Origin of the sequence: Bordetella hinzii LMG 13501 (genome assembly GCF_001548475.1) — a bacterium.
Classification (GTDB): domain Bacteria; phylum Pseudomonadota; class Gammaproteobacteria; order Burkholderiales; family Burkholderiaceae_B; genus Bordetella; species Bordetella hinzii.
This window is the reverse complement of record NZ_LRUJ01000020.1, coordinates 57,353-73,624: the sequence shown is the minus strand read 5'-3', so window position 1 is coordinate 73,624 and position 16,272 is coordinate 57,353. Positions and strand designations below refer to the sequence as shown.

Sequence of the window (16,272 nt, the reverse complement as noted above, 5' to 3'; positions counted from 1 at the left end):
TTGCTCATGATGTTCCCATGCTAAGCCATCCGGGCCGCCGGCGCCCGGCCCCGATGCGCCCTGCCGTGTCCGTATCGGTCCCGTGTGAGGCAAAACCGCAAGATTCGGCAACCGGGGGCCTGGCGCCGCGCCGACACTGAACGTCTCGCCTGCCCGGCAGGCCCGCCCGACTCCTCACCGTGAATCTCGCTCTCTATCTTCTGACCGTGCTCATCTGGGGCACGACCTGGATCGCCATCAAGCTGCAGCTGGGGGTGGTCGCCATCCCGGTGTCCATTTTCTACCGCTTCGCCCTGGCCGGGGTGCTGCTGTTCGGCGCCATGGCGCTGCTGGGGCGCTTGCAGCGCCTGGACCGCCAGGGCCATTTGCTGTGCCTGGGCCAGGGCCTGTGCCTGTTCTGCCTGAACTTTCTCTGCTTTTACGCGGCCACTTTGTGGATACCCAGCGGGCTGGTCTCGGTGGTCTTCTCGGCCGCGACGATCTGGAATGCCATCAATGCCCGCATCTGGTTCGGCACGCCCATCGCGCCGCGCGTGATCGCCGGCGGCGCCTTCGGCCTGGCCGGCCTCATCCTGCTGTTCTGGCCCGAAGTCGCCGCCCATCCCGCCAGCCGTGAAACCCTGAAGGGCCTGGGCCTGGCGCTGTTGGGCACGCTGTGTTTCTCGACGGGCAATATGCTGTCTTCCAAGCAGCAGCGCGCCGGCATCGCGCCGGCCAGCGGCAATGCCTACAGCATGCTCTATGGCGCGGCCATCCTGCTGCTGGGCTGCCTGGCCACCGGCCAGCCCTTTGCCTTCGACACATCGGCAAGCTATACCGGCGCCCTGCTCTATCTGGCCATACCCGGATCCATCGTGGGCTTTACCGCCTATCTCACGCTCGTGGGCCGCATGGGGCCCTCGCGGGCGGCCTATTGCACCGTGCTGTTTCCGGTGGTGGCGCTGTCCGTCTCCACCTATGCCGAGGGCTATCGCTGGACCTGGGCAAGCCTGCTGGGACTGGCGCTGGTGATGGCGGGCAACCTCATGGTGTTCGCCCGCTGGCGCCTGCCGCGCCGCGCCATGGCCTGATGCCCTGAAAACGAAAAGGCCCGCGCAGCAATTGCGCGGGCCTTGGTATTTGGCTCCCCGAGCTGGGCTCGAACCAGCGACCTGCGGATTAACAGTCCGTCGCTCTACCGACTGAGCTATCGGGGAAGAGGTAGAGGGGCGCAATTATGCACCAAAAGAAAAGCCCTCGCAAACGCGGGCGGGATTTGTCTTCGGGCCGGCGCTATCATGTGGGCAAGGCCGGGGCCGCTTGCTCAAACGGCCTGACCACCTGAGGACCCATCGGAATGTTGCCCACCCTGCATGAACAAATGGAGGCCCTGCGTTCGGGCCGCGTCACGTCGCTGGAACTGGCCGAGGCCGCGCTGGCGCGCGCGCAGGACGCCGCCGGCGAAGGCGCCCGGGTTTTCACCCGCGTCTATCCGCAGGCCGCGCGCGCCCAGGCCCGCGCCGCCGACGCGCTGCGCGCCGCCGGCATCGAACGCTCGCCTATCGACGGGCTGCCTATCAGCATCAAGGACCTGTTCGACGTGCGCGGCGAAACCACCATGGCCGGCTCCGTGGCGCGCGAGGGCGAACCCGCCGCCACGGCCGACTCCGACGTGGTGCGCCGCCTGGTCGCCGCCGGCGCGGTCATCGTGGGCAAGACCAATATGTCGGAGTTCGCCTATTCGGGCCTGGGCCTGAATCCACACTACGGCACGCCGCGCAACCCCTGGGACCGCGCCACCGGCCGCATCCCGGGCGGCTCCTCTTCCGGGGCCGCCGTGTCGGTCACCGATGGCATGGCCCTGGCGGCTATCGGTTCGGACACGGGCGGCTCGGTGCGCATTCCTTCCGCTTTGTGCGGCCTGACCGGCTTCAAGCCCAGCGCCTGGCGCGTGTCCATGGCCGGCGCGCTGCCGCTGTCGACCAGCCTGGACTCCATCGGCCCCCTGGCGGCCAGCGTGTCCTGTTGCGCGACCCTGGACGCCATCCTGGCCGACGACACCGCCATGCCGGTCGACGCCCTGCCGTTGCGCGGGCTGCGGCTGGCCGTGCCCACGACCGTGGCGCTGGACGGCCTGGACGAGACCGTCGGACGGGCTTTTGACGCCGCCCTGTCGACGCTGTCCGCCGCGGGCGCGCTGATCGAACGCATCGAAGTGCCGGAGTTCGCCCGGCTGGCCGACATCAACGCCAAGGGCGGATTCACCGCCTCGGAAGCCTATGCCTGGCATCGCGGCCTGCTGGCCCGCAAGGCCGACCGCTACGACCCGCGCGTGATCGCCCGCATCCTGCGCGGCAAGGACATGACGGCGGCCGACTATATCGACCTGCTCGGCGCGCGCGAGGCCTGGGTGGCCGGTGTCGATGCGCGCATCGCGCACTACGATGCGCTGGTCATGCCCACCGTTCCCGAAGTCGCGCCGGCCCTCGCCCCGCTGGAGGCGTCCAACGAGGCCTTCACCCGCATGAACCTCGCCATGCTGCGCAATTGCACCTTCATCAACTTCCTGGACGGCTGCGCGCTGTCGCTGCCCTGCCATGCGCCGGGCACGGCGCCCGTCGGCCTGATGATCGCCAGTTCCAATGGCGCGGACCGCCGTATCCTGGCCATCGGCCTGGCCGTCGAAGCCGCGCTGGCCGCGGCGCGAAAGTAAGGGGCAAGCCCCAAAAGCAAAAAGCCCAACCGCGCGGTTGGGCTTTTTTTTGCCTAGGCGGCCAGGGCGTGGCGCCGGGACCTGCGCTGACGGTGGAGTCACCAGCAAGCCTCAGGCCAGGCGCTGATCTATGGCGTGTAGCGCCTCCAGGGCCGTCATCGGCAAGGAGACGTGCCGGGGGTCGCCATGGATGGCGGCGTCGTCCGGGTTGATGCGGATCACCGGCGCGCGCCGCTCAAAGGCCATGCGGTGTGTGAATCCGCGCGCGGTGGCGACGGCGGTGCCCGCGCCGATTTCAATCACGATCGGGCGCTCCACGCCGCGCAGCCAGTGTTCCAGCCGGCGGGCCTGGGCGCGAGTGCGCGCCGGCAGCCAGCCAGCGTCGTCGAACATGAGCACGTTCGGGCGGGCGAGCCCGCCGCAATGGGGACACCGTGGCGGCTCGTTGCGCAGCAGGCCATTGTCGATGTCCACCTCGGGCAGAAAGCGCTGCGCTGACCAGATGTCGGGCTGGCATGGCGTCAGGCATTGCAGATGATGGATGGAGCCGTGGCATTCGAGCAGCAAGGTTTCGTCGAAACCCGCCTTCTGGAAGTGCCCGTCCACGTTGCTGGTGAAGACGGCGCCGCCCAGCGGGCGTGCGTCGATCCAGCGGCGCAGGATGCCGAAACCGGCATGGGGCGGCGTGGCGCGGTACGTTCGCAGGCGGTGCCCGTAGAAGCCCCAGGCAAGGCCGGGAACCGCGTTGAAGGCCGCGGGCGAGGCGATGTCGGTGAAGTCCAAACGCTGCCGCCCCAGGGCGGGATAGGCGTTCCAGAAGCCATTGCGCCCCCGGAAGTCCGGCAGGCCGGAATCAACGCCCATGCCGGCGCCCGCGACGACCAGGATGGCGTAGGCGTCCGAGATCAGGCCGGCGGCGCGCTGCAAAGAGGGGGTGTGATCGGGCTCGTGCATGGGATTTTCTGGTGGCGCGGAAAGGAGTTTGCTCCACTTTCTGATGTTGGCGCGACACATCGGATCCGCCAAAGAAAAAGGGCTTGGCCATTGGCCAAGCCCGTGAATTCATTGGTGCCGGTGAAAGGAATCGAACCCTCGACCTTCTCATTACAAGTGAGCTGCTCTACCAACTGAGCTACACCGGCCATGCGCGATCCCGCAGGGACCGGCATTGTAAACAAAGTTTGGCGCCGGGTTTACTTCACGATGGTGAGGTGAGGACGCTTGGCATCCGCGCCGCCTTCATCGGCGGCGGCGGGGGCCTCGCCGCCGGAAGCGGCCGGGCCGTCTTCCGGCGCGTCTTCGCGCACGGGCGGTTCATAGGGCTGGACTTCGAAGCCCATGCCGGCGCCCGTTTCGCGCGCGTAGATGGCGCTGACGGCGGCCACCGGCACCATGACGTTTTCGGTCACGCCGCTAAAGCGCGCCTGGAACTCGATGTACTCGTTGCCCAGGAGCAGTTTGTTGGTGGCCAGCGTGCCGACGTTCAGGGTGATCTGTCCGTCGCGCACATGGGCCATGGGCACCAGGGTGTGCTCGTCGACCTGCACGGTGAGATAGGGCGTATAGCCGTTATCGGTGCACCACTCGTGCAGGGCGCGGATCAGATAGGGTTTGGTCGAAGTTTCACCCATGGCTTGCCTTAGCGACGCATGACTTTTTCGGAAGGCGTCAGCGCTTCGATGTAGGCGGGACGCGAGAAGATGCGCTCGGCGTACTTTTGCAGCGGGGCGGCATTCTTGGGCAGTTCGATGCCGTAGTGGTCCAGGCGCCACAGCAGCGGGGCCACGGCCACGTCGAGCATGGAGAACTCCTCGCCCAGCATGTACTTGTTCTTCAGCAGCAAGGGGGCGAGCTGGGCCAGGCGGTCGCGGATGGCCTGGCGGGCCAGCACCATCTTCTTGTCGTCGGGCTTGGCGCTGCGGTCTTCCAGCGTCGAGACGTGGACGAACAGCTCTTTCTCGAAATTGAAGAGGAACAGGCGGGTGCGCGCGCGCATGACGGGGTCGGCCGGCATGAGCTGCGGGTGCGGGAAGCGCTCGTCGATGTACTCGTTGATGATGTTCGACTCGTACAGGATGAGATCGCGTTCGACCAGGATGGGCACCTGGCCGTAGGGGTTCATGACGGAGATGTCTTCCGGCTTGTTATAGAGGTCGATGTCGCGGATCTCGAAATCCATGCCTTTTTCGAACAGCACGAAGCGACAGCGTTGCGAAAACGGGCAAGTGGTTCCGGAGTAGAGCACCATCATGGCGGTAAGTCCTTGTATTGAAAAGCGAAAGGCCAGCGCCCTCTAAAATAGCAGGCGCTGGCCCCGAATGCCAGGCAACGACAGGGAGTGGTCCTATCTGTGCAGAGGATCCGACCAAAAGGGGTCGGATCGGGTCGGCGGGGCGTTACAGGTTAGCGTACGTGTTTCCAGTAGGCCGCGTTCAGGCGCCAGGCGACCACCAGGAACAAGCCCAGGAAGATCATCACTCCCACGCCCAGCTGGACGCGGAAACGTTGAACGGGCTCGGCCATCCAGGTCATGAAGGCGGTCAGATCGGCGACATCGCGGTCATAAGCGGCCACGCGCGACGGATCCAGGGCCTTGAACTTCGCCTCGGGCGGTCCCGCGTGGCCACTGAAATGGGCAACGGGTTCCGCCTTCGTTGTGGAATAACCCTGTGCATCATACAACGTTGTCACCCGTTCCCAGCTTTTCGTGCCGTCCGAGGCTTCCACCTGGTGCATGGAAACCAGGGTCAGTTCGCGCGGTCCCTGGCGCTGCCAGAGGACGTGCGGCATGGCCGCGTTGGGGAAAACCAGGTTGTTCCAGCCCGTGGCGCGCTCGGTGTCGCGGTAGAAGGTACGCAGGTAGGTGTAGATGTAGTCGGAGCCGCTGGGGCCGGCATTGACCGATTTGGCCCGGGCGATCACCGAGAGGTCCGGCGGGTTGGTGCCGAACCACTTCTTGCCTTCCTTCGGCGTCATGGCGATGGTCATCAGGTCGCCGACCTTCTCGCCGCTGAACAGCAGGCTGTCCTGGATCTGCTTGTCGGTCAGGCCGATTTCCTGCAGCTTGTTGTACCGCATGGCGTTGGCGCTGTGGCAGTTCAGGCAGTAGTTCACGAACAGCTTGGCGCCGTTTTGCAGCGAGGCCAGGTCGTTGACCAGGTTGGGCGCCCGGTCAAGCGGGAAGCCGGCCTCGGCGGCATAGGTGGCGGTGCACGAGAGCATCAACGCTACGGCACCCATCAGCTTCTTGATCATGGTCGTTCCGTTTCGAGGTGTGGGCTCAGTGGCGATGGAAGGTCACGCGGTCGGGCACCGGCTTGAAGGTGCCCAGACGGCTCCAGATGGGCATCAGGAAGAAGAAGCCCAGGTAGATCAGCGTGCCGATCTGTGACGTGAGGTTGAAGGCGTCGCTGGGCGGCTGCGTGCCCAGGTAGCCCAACACCAGGAAGTTGACGATGAAGATGCCGTAGAGCCATTTGTGCCAGGTCGGCCGGTAGCGGATGGACTTGACCGGCGAGTGATCCAGCCAGGGCAGGAAGAACAGGATGACCACGGCGCCGCCCATGGCCACCACGCCCCAGAACTTGGCGTCGATGGTGCGCAGGAGCACGGCGATGACGATCAGCAGCACAGGCAGGGCCACGCGCGCGAAGCCCTTGAGCTGGCTCTTGAGCAACAGCGCGATGGCGCCCAGCACGGCCGCCCCGGCCAGCACCCAGGTGAACTCGTCGGTGGTGGCGCGCAGCATCGAATAGAAGGGCGTGAAATACCACACCGGCGCGATATGTGGCGGCGTCTTCAGCGAGTCGGCCGGGATGAAGTTGTTGTACTCCAGGAAGTAGCCGCCCATCTCCGGCGCGAAGAACACGATGGCCGCGAACACCAGCAGGAAGCCGGCCACGCCCATGATGTCATGCACGGTGTAGAAGGGATGGAAGGGGATGCCGTCGCGCGGCCGGCCGTACTTGTCCTTGGGGCCTTCCTTGATTTCCACGCCGTCCGGGTTGTTGGAGCCGACTTCGTGCAGCGCCACCAGGTGGGCGGCCACCAGGCCGATGAGCACCAGCGGGATGGCGATCACATGGAAGGAGAAGAAGCGGTTCAGGGTGGCGTCGGACACGACATAGTCGCCGCGGATCCAGATCGACAGCTCGGGCCCGATGAAGGGGATGGCCGAGAACAGGTTGACGATCACCTGGGCGCCCCAATAGGACATCTGGCCCCAGGGCAGCAGATAGCCGAAGAAGGCTTCGGCCATCAGGCACAGGAAGATGGCCACGCCGAAGATCCAGACCAGTTCGCGCGGCTTGCGATAGGAGCCGTAGAACAGCCCGCGCAGCATGTGCAGATAGACCACCACGAAGAACATCGAGGCGCCGGTCGAATGCATATACCGCACCAGCCAGCCCCATGGGACTTCGCGCATGATGTACTCGACGGACTGGAAGGCCTTGTCGGCGTCCGGCTTGTAGTGCATGACCAGGAAGATGCCGGTCACGATCTGGATGACCAGCACCAGCAGGGCCAGTGATCCGAAGAAATACCAGAAGTTGAAATTCTTGGGCGCGTAATACTCGGACAGATGCGCTTTCCAGGTGGACGTCACCGGGAAGCGCCGGTCCAGCCAGCCCAGCAGGCCTGTCGTCTCGACGGTTTTCTCGCCAGCCATCTAACGGCTCCTTCTCTCTTCTCTTATACGTGGCGTATTTGCTGCCGCAAACAGCCCGGTCTCTCCTCCCCTTGGGCGGAGACGATCAGGCTTTGTTGTCTTCGTCGACGCCCACAATGATGCGGGCATCGGACAAATACTGATACGGCGGAACTTCGAGATTGTCGGGGGCGGGTTTGTTCTTGTAGACCCGTCCGGCCAAGTCGAAGGTGGAGCCGTGGCAGGGGCAGAGAAAGCCCCCCTGCCAGTTCGCGGGCATGCCCGCGGCGGAACCGGTTTCGAAGTGGGCGGTGGGAGAACACCCTAGATGCGTGCAGATGCCGACGCAGACGAACAGGTCGGGTTTGCGTGAACGGTATTCGTTCTTGGCGTACGCCGGGGTAAACCCGGGTCGGTTGGATTCAGGGTCGGCGACCAGGCCGTCTTGCGACTTGATGCCTTTGAGCTGGTCGTCGGTGCGGCGCATGATCCACACGGGCTTGCCGCGCCACTCGACGGTACGCATCTGGCCGGGCGCCAGATCGCCGATGTCGACCTCGACCGGCGCGCCTGCGGCGCGGGCCTTGGCCGACGGAGCAAAGGTACTCACAAACGGGACGGCGGTCGCCACTCCGGCCACGCCGCCCACCGCACAGGCGGTGGTTACCCAGAAACGTCGTGAAGGGTCGGGCGGCAGCTTGGGATCCACCGCACCGTCTTCGTCCTGCACCAGCATATCCTCACTCATTTCCTATCCTTGTTGGTGCGCAAGGACTGCTTTAGGATCAGTCTCGCGGCATCCGTTTAGCGGGAAGATGTAACAGACAGCATAGCAACCGCGTATTATAGTCCTAGCCCACCATCGGGTGTGTTGTTATTAGGGAAGGGAGCACGCATGAGCAAAGCCACTGGGTTTCTCAAGGAATTCCGCGATTTCGCCGTCAAGGGTAACGCCATTGACCTCGCGGTGGGTGTCATCATCGGCGCGGCGTTCGGCAAGATCGTCGATTCCATTGTCAAAGACCTCGTCATGCCCCTGGTGAATTTCATCCTGGGCGGGTCGGTGGATTTCACCAATAAATTCCTGGTGCTGTCCATGCCCAAGGACTACACGGGCCCCATGACCTACGCCGATCTGAGCAAGGCCGGCGCCAATGTCCTGGCCTGGGGCAACTTCCTCACCATCCTGATCAACTTCGTGCTGCTGGCCTTTGTCATCTTCTGGATGGTCAAGGTCATCAACCGCGCGCGCCGGCCCGAGGAAGCGGCCGCGCCGGAGACGCCGGAAGACGTCGTCCTGCTGCGCGAAATCCGCGATTCGCTCAAGAAGTGAACTGACGCGCGGCCGGCATCAGACCGGATTGTCGATATCGACGAATTCGACCTTGATGCCGAACTGCGCCGCGACCGCGGCGCCCAGCGCCTGCACGCCATAGCGTTCGGTGGCGTGGTGGCCTGCGCTGATGAAACCCACGCCCGTCTCGCGCGCCAGGTGGGTGTTGGGTTCCGAGGCTTCACCGGTGAGATAGACGGTGGCGCCGGCATCGACGGCTTCGGCCATCATGCCTTGGGCGCCCCCCGTGCACCAGGCGACACGGCCCACCGGCGCGTCGGGCTCGCCCACCCACAAGGGTTGGCGGCCCAGGCGCTGGCCGATCTGCGCGGCCAGGTCGCCCAGCGTGCCCACGCCGGGCGCCGTGCCCAGCCAGATCAGGCCGTCCCTGCCACAGGTCAGCGGCGCGTCTTCGGCATCGCGCGCGGGCTCCAGGCCCAGCACGCGGGCCAGCTGGGCGTTGTTGCCCAGCGTGGGATGCGCGTCCAGCGGCAGGTGGTAGCCGATCAGGTTGAGGTCGTGCGCCAGGGCCAGCGCCAGGCGCCGGCGGCGCGGACCGAGCACGCGCGGGTCTTCGTTGCGCCAGAACCAGCCGTGGTGCACCAGCACGGCGTCGGCGCCGCGCTCGACGGCGGCGCGCAAAAGCGCTTCGGAGGCGGTCACGCCGGTGATAATGTGCGCGACGTCGGCCTTGCCCTCGACCTGCAGGCCGTTGGGGGCATAGTCCTTGAATCGCGCGGCCTGCAGCGTGGCGTCCAGCCAGGCCGTGAGCGCGCGGATGTCGACTTTCTTCATTGTTCGTCCTGTGGAAAATATGCGTCGCCTTTGGCTGATCTTCGCTCAGGCTGTCACAGTTTGCCTGGCCATTTTATTCGTCGTCACCACCTTGCGGCCGGACTGGCTGCGGCTGGCCGGTCCCGGCCAGCCGGCCGCCACCAGGGCCACGGTGGACAGCTATGCGCCGGCCGTGGCCCATGCGGCGCCTTCGGTGGTCAATATCTACACGACCAAGCATGTGGACGTGCCGCTGCTGCCCCTGCCGGATGACCCTGCCCTGCGTCAGCTGTTTGGCCAGATCCCCGGCCTGTCGCGGCGCGAGTCCTCCAACAGCCTGGGCTCGGGCGTCATCGTGAGCCCGCAAGGCTATGTGCTGACGAACTTCCATGTCGTGGAGGCGGCCGACGCCATCGAGGTGGCCCTGGCCGATGGCAGGCAAGCGGCGGCCAAGGTCGTGGGCGCCGATACCGAGACCGACCTGGCCGTGCTCAAGCTGGCGGGCCAGCTGGACCCGCTGCCGGTGGCCAGCTACGCCGAAGGCCGCAATCTGCGGGTGGGGGATGTGGTGCTGGCCATCGGCAATCCCTATGGCGTGGGGCAGACCACCACGCAGGGCATCGTGTCGGCGCTGGGCCGCAACGGCCTGGGCATCAACACCTACGAGAACTTCATCCAGACCGATGCCGCCATCAATCCAGGCAATTCGGGCGGCGCCCTCATCGACACCCAGGGCAATCTGGTCGGCATCAACACCGCGATCTACTCGGAGACCGGCGGATCGCTGGGCATCGGTTTCGCCATCCCTATCGACGCGGCGCGCCGGGTGATGGACGAAATCATCAAGACGGGCAAGGTGCGCCGCGGCTGGCTGGGCATCGAGCCGCAGGACCTCACGCCGGAGCTGGCGCGCGCCTTCCGCCTGGATGCCTCGGCATCCGGCGTGATCATCGCCGGCATCCTGCGCGGCGGTCCGGCCGACCAGGCGGGCCTGCGCGTGGGCGACATCGTGCAGGCGCTCAACGGGCAGCCCGCGCGCAACACGGTCACGCTGCTGGGCCAGATCGCCGCCGTCACGCCGGGCCAGAGCGCGGTCCTGCGGGTGCTGCGCGCCGGCAAGACGCTGGACATCAAGGTCACGATGGGAACGCGCCCGGCCCGGCCCAAATGAAGCCGGCGGCGCAATGCAAAACGCCAGGCGGGGCCTGGCGTTTTGCATTGGAGGGCGCGGCTATTGGCGTTCGGTCAATTCGCCGCCCTCGGATTCGCTCTTCTCGCGGGGCTTGATCATGCGCGCGCAGATCAGGCCCACCTCGTAGAGCAGGCACAGCGGCACGGCCAGCATGAACTGGCTCACCACGTCCGGCGGCGTGACGATGGCGGCGATCACGAAGGCGCCGACCACGACATAGCCGCGGGCCTGGCGCAGCTTTTCGACCTCGACCAGGCCGGTCTTGACCAGCAGCACCACGGCCACGGGCACTTCGAAGGTGATGCCGAAGGCCAGGAACATGGTCATCACGAAGCTCAGGTAGGCCTCGATGTCCGGCGCCGGCGTGATCGATTGCGGCGCGAAGGTCGCGATGAAGTGAAAGACCGTGCGGAACACGAAGAAATAGCAGAACGCCATGCCCAGCAGGAACAGCAGCGTGCTGGACAGGATGAGCGGCAGGGCCAGGCGCTTTTCATGGCGGTACAGGCCGGGGGCCACGAAGGCCCAGGCCTGGTAGAGCACGATGGGCAACGAGACGATGAAGGCGGCCATCATGGTCACCTTGACCGGCACCATGAAAGGCGTGATCACGCCGGTGGCGATCATGCGCGTGCCCTGCGGCAGCGAGGCCAGCATGGGCTGGGCCAGCACGTCGTAGATGGCCGAGGCGCCCGGATAGGCAAAGAGAACGAGAAAGACCACGAGCACCGAGCCCGCGGCCTTCAGGAGGCGCGAACGCAGCTCCACCAGATGCGACATGAAGCTTTCCTGTTGCATCTCTTCTTCTTGCTGTTGCTTGTCCTGACTCACGTTGCGTTACCGGTGGGCGGGGTCTTGGGAGCGGCGGACGGCGCTTCGGGCGCGGCGGCCGGGACGGGGGCGCCGTGGACGGCAGGCTCGCCGGCCGGCGGCGTGTCTTCCTTGGCGATGGCCGGCGCGGCCGGCGGCGCGATGCTGCGCTCGATATCGGCGGCGGCCTCGTTGACGGCGCGGGCCGTGTCGTCCAGCTCGGCGCGCAGCGTGTCGCCGGTCGAGCGTATCGATTCGGTGGCCTGCTGCAAGGACTGGTTCACATCCTGCGCCGTGCTGTCCATCTGCTGCTTGAACTTGCGCAGCTCGTCGAGTTCGATCTCGCGCTGGATATCGGATTTGACGTCATTGACGTAACGCTGCGCGCGGCCAAGCAGGTGGCCGACGGTGCGGGCGACTTTGGGAAGGCGTTCGGGGCCGAGCACAATCAGCGCCACGACGCCGATTACGATCAGTTCCGTGAAGCTGACATCAAACATGCGTCTGCCGCTTGGTTAGATCAGGCGGGCGGCAAGCCCGCCCGGGGCTCAGGAATTGTGCTTTTCTTTGGCCTGCACGTCGATCGTGTCGTCGGCGCGCTGCTGGGTGACCTGCTCGGGTTTTTCGGCATTGGCTTCTTTCATGCCGTCCTTGAAGCCCTTGACCGCGCCGCCCAGGTCCGAGCCGATGTTGCGCAGTTTCTTGGTGCCGAAAATGAGGGCGACGATGACCAGAACGATCAACCAATGCCAGATGCTGAAGCTACCCATGACAACTCTCCGTGTTTATGCGTTGGGGGCTACGCGGCCTTTCCAGGGACGCGAACCGCCAATAATGTGGAAATGCAGATGCGGAACTTCCTGGCCACCCTCGGCGCCGGAGTTGGCCAGCAGGCGGAAGCCGCCTTCCGGCCCTGGATTGCAGCCGTTTTCCTGGGCCAGGCGAGGCACGAGTGCCATCATTCTACCCAACCAGCCCGCATCCTCGGCAGTGACGTCCTGCAGGGAAGCGATATGGCGGCGCGGGATGAGCAGCAGGTGCACGGGCGCGGCCGGGTTGATGTCGTGGAAAACGACGAATTCATCGTCTTCGTAGACTTTCTTGGCCGGGATATCGCCTTGCGCGATTTTGCAGAAGATACAGTTTTCGCTCATACGGTTCTCAGTCGGCGGGCCGGCGGGCTTTTTCCTCGAGGCCCGACAGCCCTTCGCGGCGCGCCAGCTCGGCCAGCACGTCTTCGGGGCGCAGATTGTAGTGAGCCAGCGTTACCAGGCAATGAAACCAGAGATCGGCGGTTTCGCTGACGATGCGCTCGGCCTGGCCGTCCTTGGCGGCCATGACCAGCTCGGTGGCTTCTTCGCCGATTTTCTTCAGAAAGGCGTCCGGCCCTTTCGAGAGCAGCTTGGCCACATAGGAAGTCTGCGGATCGCCGCCGTTTTCGGGGCGGCGGGACTCCAGGGTGTCGGCCACGCGCGCGAGCACGTCGGCGCCGAAGGCGGGGGGATGGCTCATTTGTAGATCAGCTCAGGGTCTTTCAGGACCGGATCGACCGTCACCCAGGCGGCGCGCTGGGAGGAGCCGTCCAGGCGGCGGTAAAAACAGCTGGCCCGGCCGGTATGGCAGGCGATGCCGCCATTCTGGTGGACTTTCAGCAGGATGACGTCGCCGTCGCAATCCAGCCGCAGCTCATGCACTTGCTGCACATGGCCGGACTCCTCGCCCTTGCGCCAGAGTTTCTTGCGCGAACGCGACCAATAGACCGCGCGCCCGGTGGCGGCGGTCTCGGCCAGGGATTCGCGGTTCATCCAGGCCACCATCAGGATCTGGCCGTTTTCGGCGTCCTGGGCGATGGCGGGAATCAGGCCATCGGCGTCGAATACGACATCGGCCATCCAATCCGGTTCGGTGCTCATGATCAATCCAGTCTGACGTCTATGCCGCGTTGCGCCATGAATTCCTTGCATTCGCGCACGGTGTGCTGGCCGAAGTGGAAGATGCTCGCCGCCAGCACGGCGCTGGCGCGGCCGGTGGTGACCCCTTCGGCCAGATGCTCCAGGCTGCCCACGCCGCCCGAGGCGATGACCGGCACGGGCACGGCGTCGGAGACGGCGCGGGTCAGTTCGAGGTCGAAGCCGGCCTTGGTGCCGTCGCGGTCCATGCTGGTGAGCAGGATTTCGCCGGCGCCATAGGCGGCCATGCGCCGCGCCCAGGCGATGGCGTCCAGCCCCGTGGCCTTGCGTCCGCCGTGGGTGAAGACTTCCCAGCGGGCCGGCTCGCCCGGGCCGCTGACGCGCCGCGCATCGATGGCGACGACGATGCATTGCGAGCCATGGTAGGCGGCCGCCGCGCGCACCAGCTCGGGGTTGGCCACCGCGGCGCTGTTGATGCTGATCTTGTCGGCGCCGGCATTGAGCAGGCGTTGGACATCGGAGACCTGGCGCACGCCGCCGCCCACGGTCAGCGGGATGAAGACCTGCGAGGCCACTTGCTCGATGATGGGCAGTATGAGGTCGCGGCCGTCGCTGGTGGCCGTGATGTCCAGGAAGGTGAGCTCGTCGGCGCCTTGCTCGTTGTAGCGGCGCGCAATCTCCACCGGATCGCCGGCGTCGGTGAGGTTGACGAAGTTCACGCCCTTGACGACGCGGCCGGCCGTGACGTCAAGGCAGGGAATGATGCGGCGCGTGAGCGCCGAGGAAAGGCCGGCGCCGGCGGCGCCTTGGGGTTGCGTCATTTTGTCAGTTCGTCGGCACGGGTCTGGGCCGTCTGGAAGTCCAGCGCGCCTTCATAGATGCTGCGGCCCAGGATGGCGCCCTCGACGCCCTCGGATTCGACGGCGCACAGCGCTTCGATGTCCGGCAGGCCGGCGATGCCGCCCGAGGCGTATACGGGAATGCGCACATGCTGGGCCAGGCGCACGGTCGCTTCGACGTTCACGCCCGAGAGCATGCCGTCGCGGCCGATGTCGGTGTAGATGATGGCCTCGCAGCCGTAGTCCTCGAACTTCTTGGCGAGGTCGAGCACGTCGTGGCGGGTGAGCTTGCTCCAGCCGTCCGTGGCGATCTTGCCGTCGCGGGCGTCCAGGCCGACGATGATCTGGCCCGGGAAGGCGCCGCAGGCATCATGCAGGAAGCCGGGGTTCTTGACCGCGGCCGTGCCGATGATGACGTAGGAAATGCCGGCATCGAGATAGCGCTCGATGGTGTCCAGGTCGCGGATGCCGCCGCCGATCTGCACCGGGATGTCATCGCCCACGGCGTCCAGGATGGCGTTGATGGGGGCTTCGTTCTTGGGTTTGCCGGCGACTGCGCCGTTCAGGTCGACCAGATGCAGCCGGCGGGCTCCCTGGGCGAGCCAATGCGAGGCCATGGCGGCCGGGTCTTCGGAGAACACCGTTGCATCGTCCAGGTCTCCCTGGCGCAGGCGCACGCAGCGCCCGTCTTTGAGGTCGATGGCGGGGATCAGCAGCATGGTGGATAGCGAGCGTAGAAAAGTTCGGTTGAAAAAAGGCCGGCCGGGGCTCGTCCGGAGGCGGCTATGGTTGCCAGTCTACAAAATTGCGATACAGGCGCAAACCGTGTTCGGCACTCTTTTCGGGGTGGAATTGCACCGCGAAAATGTTACTGGCGGCCACAGCGCAGGTAAAGGCAAGTCCGTAATCGCTTTCCCCGACCGTCAAGGACGGGTCTTCGGGGACGGCGTAATAGCTATGCACGAAATAGAAATGCGCCTCGTCGGGAATGCCCTCCCATAGCGGATGAGAGCGTGTTTGACGGACTTTGTTCCATCCCATGTGCGGGACCTTGAGGCGTTCCTCGGCCGTGTCGGCGCTCACGGGGCCGGTATTGCCCTGGGCATCGGCCGTCACGACGTCGGCAAAGCGCGGGCCGGCAAAGCGGCGCACCTGGCCGGGGAAGATGCCCAGGCAGGGCGTGTCGCCCTCCTCGCTTGAGGCAAACAGCATCTGTTCGCCCACGCACACGCCGAGCAGGGGCTTGTTGCGGGCCGCGCGCAGCACGGACTCGGCCAGCCCCGATTCATTCAGGGTGCGCATGCAATCGGGCATGGCGCCCTGGCCGGGAAAGACGACGCGGTCGGCCGCGTCGATGTCCTCGTTGCGGTTGCAGATGCGGATATTGGCTTGGGGCGCGGCGTATTGCAGCGCGCGGGCGACGGAATGGAAATTGCCCATGCCGTAGTCGACGATGGCGATAGTGCTCAATTCGTGGGCCTCGGTGTTACAGCACGCCCTTGGTCGACGGGATGACGTCGCCCATGCGGGGGTCGACCTCCATGGCCATGCGCAGGGCGCGGCCGAAGGCCTTGAATACCGTTTCGGCCTGATGGTGGGCATTGAAGCCGCGCAGGTTGTCGATATGCAGCGTCATCAGGGCGTGGTTGACCAGGCCCTGGAAGAATTCGCGCGTGAGGTCGACATCGAAGTCGCCGATGCGCGCGCGCGTGAAGTCGATGTGGTACTCCAGCCCCGGACGGCCGGAGAAATCGATCACCACGCGCGACAGCGCTTCGTCCAGCGGCACGTAGGCGTGGCCGTAGCGGCGCAGGCCGGCCTTGTTGCCAATGGCCTTGGCAATCGCCATGCCCAGCGTGATGCCGACGTCTTCGACGGTGTGGTGCGCGTCGATGTGCAGGTCTCCCTCGGCCTTGATCTCGAGGTCGACCAGGCCGTGGCGCGCGATCTGGTCCAGCATGTGGTCCAGGAAGGGCACGCCGGTGTCTATGCTCTGCTTGCCGGTGCCGTCAAGGTTGACGGCCACGCGGATGCGCGTCTCGTTGGTGTTGCGGATGATTTCTGCGGTACGCAT

The 16,272-nt window shown here is 65.6% G+C and carries 21 protein-coding genes and 2 tRNA genes; 4 read left to right on the top strand and 19 right to left on the bottom strand.

What is annotated here, in order from left to right; genetic code table 11:
• The first annotated feature begins 179 nt into the window (after positions 1-179).
• Complete coding sequence (locus AXA74_RS14350; protein WP_029577777.1) at positions 180-1,070, top strand: DMT family transporter; 891 nt, start codon at positions 180-182, stop codon at positions 1,068-1,070.
• A 50-nt stretch (positions 1,071-1,120) separates the two neighbouring features.
• Here AXA74_RS14350 and AXA74_RS14345 read toward each other — a convergent pair.
• Positions 1,121-1,196: transfer RNA gene (locus tag AXA74_RS14345), tRNA-Asn, on the bottom strand.
• Positions 1,197-1,336: 140 nt separating this feature from the next.
• Here AXA74_RS14345 and AXA74_RS14340 point away from each other — a divergent pair.
• Positions 1,337-2,692 carry an amidase gene (locus tag AXA74_RS14340; protein ID WP_032979421.1) on the top strand — a complete coding sequence of 452 codons (1,356 nt, stop codon included), beginning with the start codon at positions 1,337-1,339 and terminating at the stop codon, positions 2,690-2,692.
• 111 nt (positions 2,693-2,803) lie between these two features.
• On the opposite strand, the gene AXA74_RS14335 is transcribed toward AXA74_RS14340, so the two are convergent.
• From AXA74_RS14335 to petA, 7 genes are all read right to left on the bottom strand, one after another.
• Positions 2,804-3,646: an SIR2 family NAD-dependent protein deacylase gene (locus AXA74_RS14335; RefSeq protein ID WP_032979420.1), complete on the bottom strand. Its 843-nt coding sequence runs from the start codon at positions 3,644-3,646 to the stop codon at positions 2,804-2,806.
• Between the two features lie 112 nt (positions 3,647-3,758).
• Positions 3,759-3,834 (bottom strand) — tRNA-Thr (locus AXA74_RS14330).
• Positions 3,835-3,885: 51 nt separating this feature from the next.
• Complete coding sequence (locus tag AXA74_RS14325; RefSeq protein ID WP_029577774.1) at positions 3,886-4,323, bottom strand: ClpXP protease specificity-enhancing factor; 438 nt, start codon at positions 4,321-4,323, stop codon at positions 3,886-3,888.
• A gap of 8 nt (positions 4,324-4,331) precedes the next feature.
• Entirely contained in the window at positions 4,332-4,943 is a 612-nt protein-coding gene (locus AXA74_RS14320) for a glutathione S-transferase N-terminal domain-containing protein (protein ID WP_029577773.1), read from the bottom strand.
• A 152-nt stretch (positions 4,944-5,095) separates the two neighbouring features.
• On the bottom strand, positions 5,096-5,947 hold the full coding sequence (locus tag AXA74_RS14315) for a cytochrome c1 (protein WP_029577772.1): 852 nt from the start codon (positions 5,945-5,947) through the stop codon (positions 5,096-5,098).
• A 25-nt stretch (positions 5,948-5,972) separates the two neighbouring features.
• Complete coding sequence (locus AXA74_RS14310) at positions 5,973-7,361, bottom strand: cytochrome b (RefSeq protein ID WP_029577771.1); 1,389 nt, start codon at positions 7,359-7,361, stop codon at positions 5,973-5,975.
• An 85-nt stretch (positions 7,362-7,446) separates the two neighbouring features.
• Positions 7,447-8,088, bottom strand: coding sequence for a ubiquinol-cytochrome c reductase iron-sulfur subunit (gene petA, locus AXA74_RS14305; protein WP_029577770.1), 642 nt, complete (start codon positions 8,086-8,088; stop codon positions 7,447-7,449).
• A 147-nt stretch (positions 8,089-8,235) separates the two neighbouring features.
• Here petA and mscL point away from each other — a divergent pair, with 147 nt between their 5' ends.
• Positions 8,236-8,673, top strand: a complete 438-nt coding sequence (gene mscL / locus AXA74_RS14300) for a large conductance mechanosensitive channel protein MscL (protein WP_029577769.1) — start codon at positions 8,236-8,238, stop codon at positions 8,671-8,673.
• Between the two features lie 18 nt (positions 8,674-8,691).
• On the opposite strand, the gene AXA74_RS14295 is transcribed toward mscL, so the two are convergent.
• Complete coding sequence (locus AXA74_RS14295; protein ID WP_032979419.1) at positions 8,692-9,468, bottom strand: Nif3-like dinuclear metal center hexameric protein; 777 nt, start codon at positions 9,466-9,468, stop codon at positions 8,692-8,694.
• A gap of 19 nt (positions 9,469-9,487) precedes the next feature.
• Here AXA74_RS14295 and AXA74_RS14290 point away from each other — a divergent pair, with 19 nt between their 5' ends.
• The gene (locus AXA74_RS14290; protein WP_029577767.1) at positions 9,488-10,618 is read left to right on the top strand and encodes a trypsin-like peptidase domain-containing protein; all 1,131 of its coding nucleotides are present in this window, start codon (positions 9,488-9,490) and stop codon (positions 10,616-10,618) included.
• Between the two features lie 60 nt (positions 10,619-10,678).
• Here AXA74_RS14290 and tatC read toward each other — a convergent pair whose 3' ends face one another.
• The 10 genes from tatC to hisB all read right to left on the bottom strand — a co-directional run bounded on the left by tatC (position 10,679) and on the right by hisB (position 16,272).
• Entirely contained in the window at positions 10,679-11,437 is a 759-nt protein-coding gene (gene tatC / locus AXA74_RS14285) for a twin-arginine translocase subunit TatC (protein ID WP_095075159.1), read from the bottom strand.
• Between the two features lie 29 nt (positions 11,438-11,466).
• Entirely contained in the window at positions 11,467-11,949 is a 483-nt protein-coding gene (gene tatB, locus AXA74_RS14280; protein ID WP_029577765.1) for a Sec-independent protein translocase protein TatB, read from the bottom strand.
• Between the two features lie 48 nt (positions 11,950-11,997).
• Positions 11,998-12,219 carry a Sec-independent protein translocase subunit TatA gene (gene tatA / locus AXA74_RS14275; RefSeq protein WP_029577764.1) on the bottom strand — a complete coding sequence of 74 codons (222 nt, stop codon included), beginning with the start codon at positions 12,217-12,219 and terminating at the stop codon, positions 11,998-12,000.
• Between the two features lie 15 nt (positions 12,220-12,234).
• Positions 12,235-12,603 (bottom strand): histidine triad nucleotide-binding protein, encoded by a 369-nt coding sequence (locus AXA74_RS14270; RefSeq protein ID WP_029577763.1) that lies wholly within the window; start codon positions 12,601-12,603, stop codon positions 12,235-12,237.
• 7 nt (positions 12,604-12,610) lie between these two features.
• Positions 12,611-12,961 (bottom strand): phosphoribosyl-ATP diphosphatase, encoded by a 351-nt coding sequence (locus AXA74_RS14265; protein ID WP_029577762.1) that lies wholly within the window; start codon positions 12,959-12,961, stop codon positions 12,611-12,613.
• Positions 12,958-13,362: a phosphoribosyl-AMP cyclohydrolase gene (hisI, locus tag AXA74_RS14260; RefSeq protein WP_029577761.1), complete on the bottom strand. Its 405-nt coding sequence runs from the start codon at positions 13,360-13,362 to the stop codon at positions 12,958-12,960. Before hisI ends, AXA74_RS14265 begins: the two co-directional genes overlap by 4 nt.
• Positions 13,363-13,364: 2 nt before the next feature.
• Positions 13,365-14,180, bottom strand: coding sequence for an imidazole glycerol phosphate synthase subunit HisF (hisF, locus tag AXA74_RS14255; RefSeq protein ID WP_029577760.1), 816 nt, complete (start codon positions 14,178-14,180; stop codon positions 13,365-13,367).
• Entirely contained in the window at positions 14,177-14,917 is a 741-nt protein-coding gene (hisA, locus tag AXA74_RS14250; RefSeq protein ID WP_029577759.1) for a 1-(5-phosphoribosyl)-5-[(5-phosphoribosylamino)methylideneamino]imidazole-4-carboxamide isomerase, read from the bottom strand. Before hisA ends, hisF begins: the two co-directional genes overlap by 4 nt.
• A 64-nt stretch (positions 14,918-14,981) precedes the next feature.
• On the bottom strand, positions 14,982-15,668 hold the full coding sequence (hisH, locus tag AXA74_RS14245) for an imidazole glycerol phosphate synthase subunit HisH (RefSeq protein ID WP_029577758.1): 687 nt from the start codon (positions 15,666-15,668) through the stop codon (positions 14,982-14,984).
• A gap of 16 nt (positions 15,669-15,684) precedes the next feature.
• Entirely contained in the window at positions 15,685-16,272 is a 588-nt protein-coding gene (hisB, locus tag AXA74_RS14240; protein WP_029577757.1) for an imidazoleglycerol-phosphate dehydratase HisB, read from the bottom strand.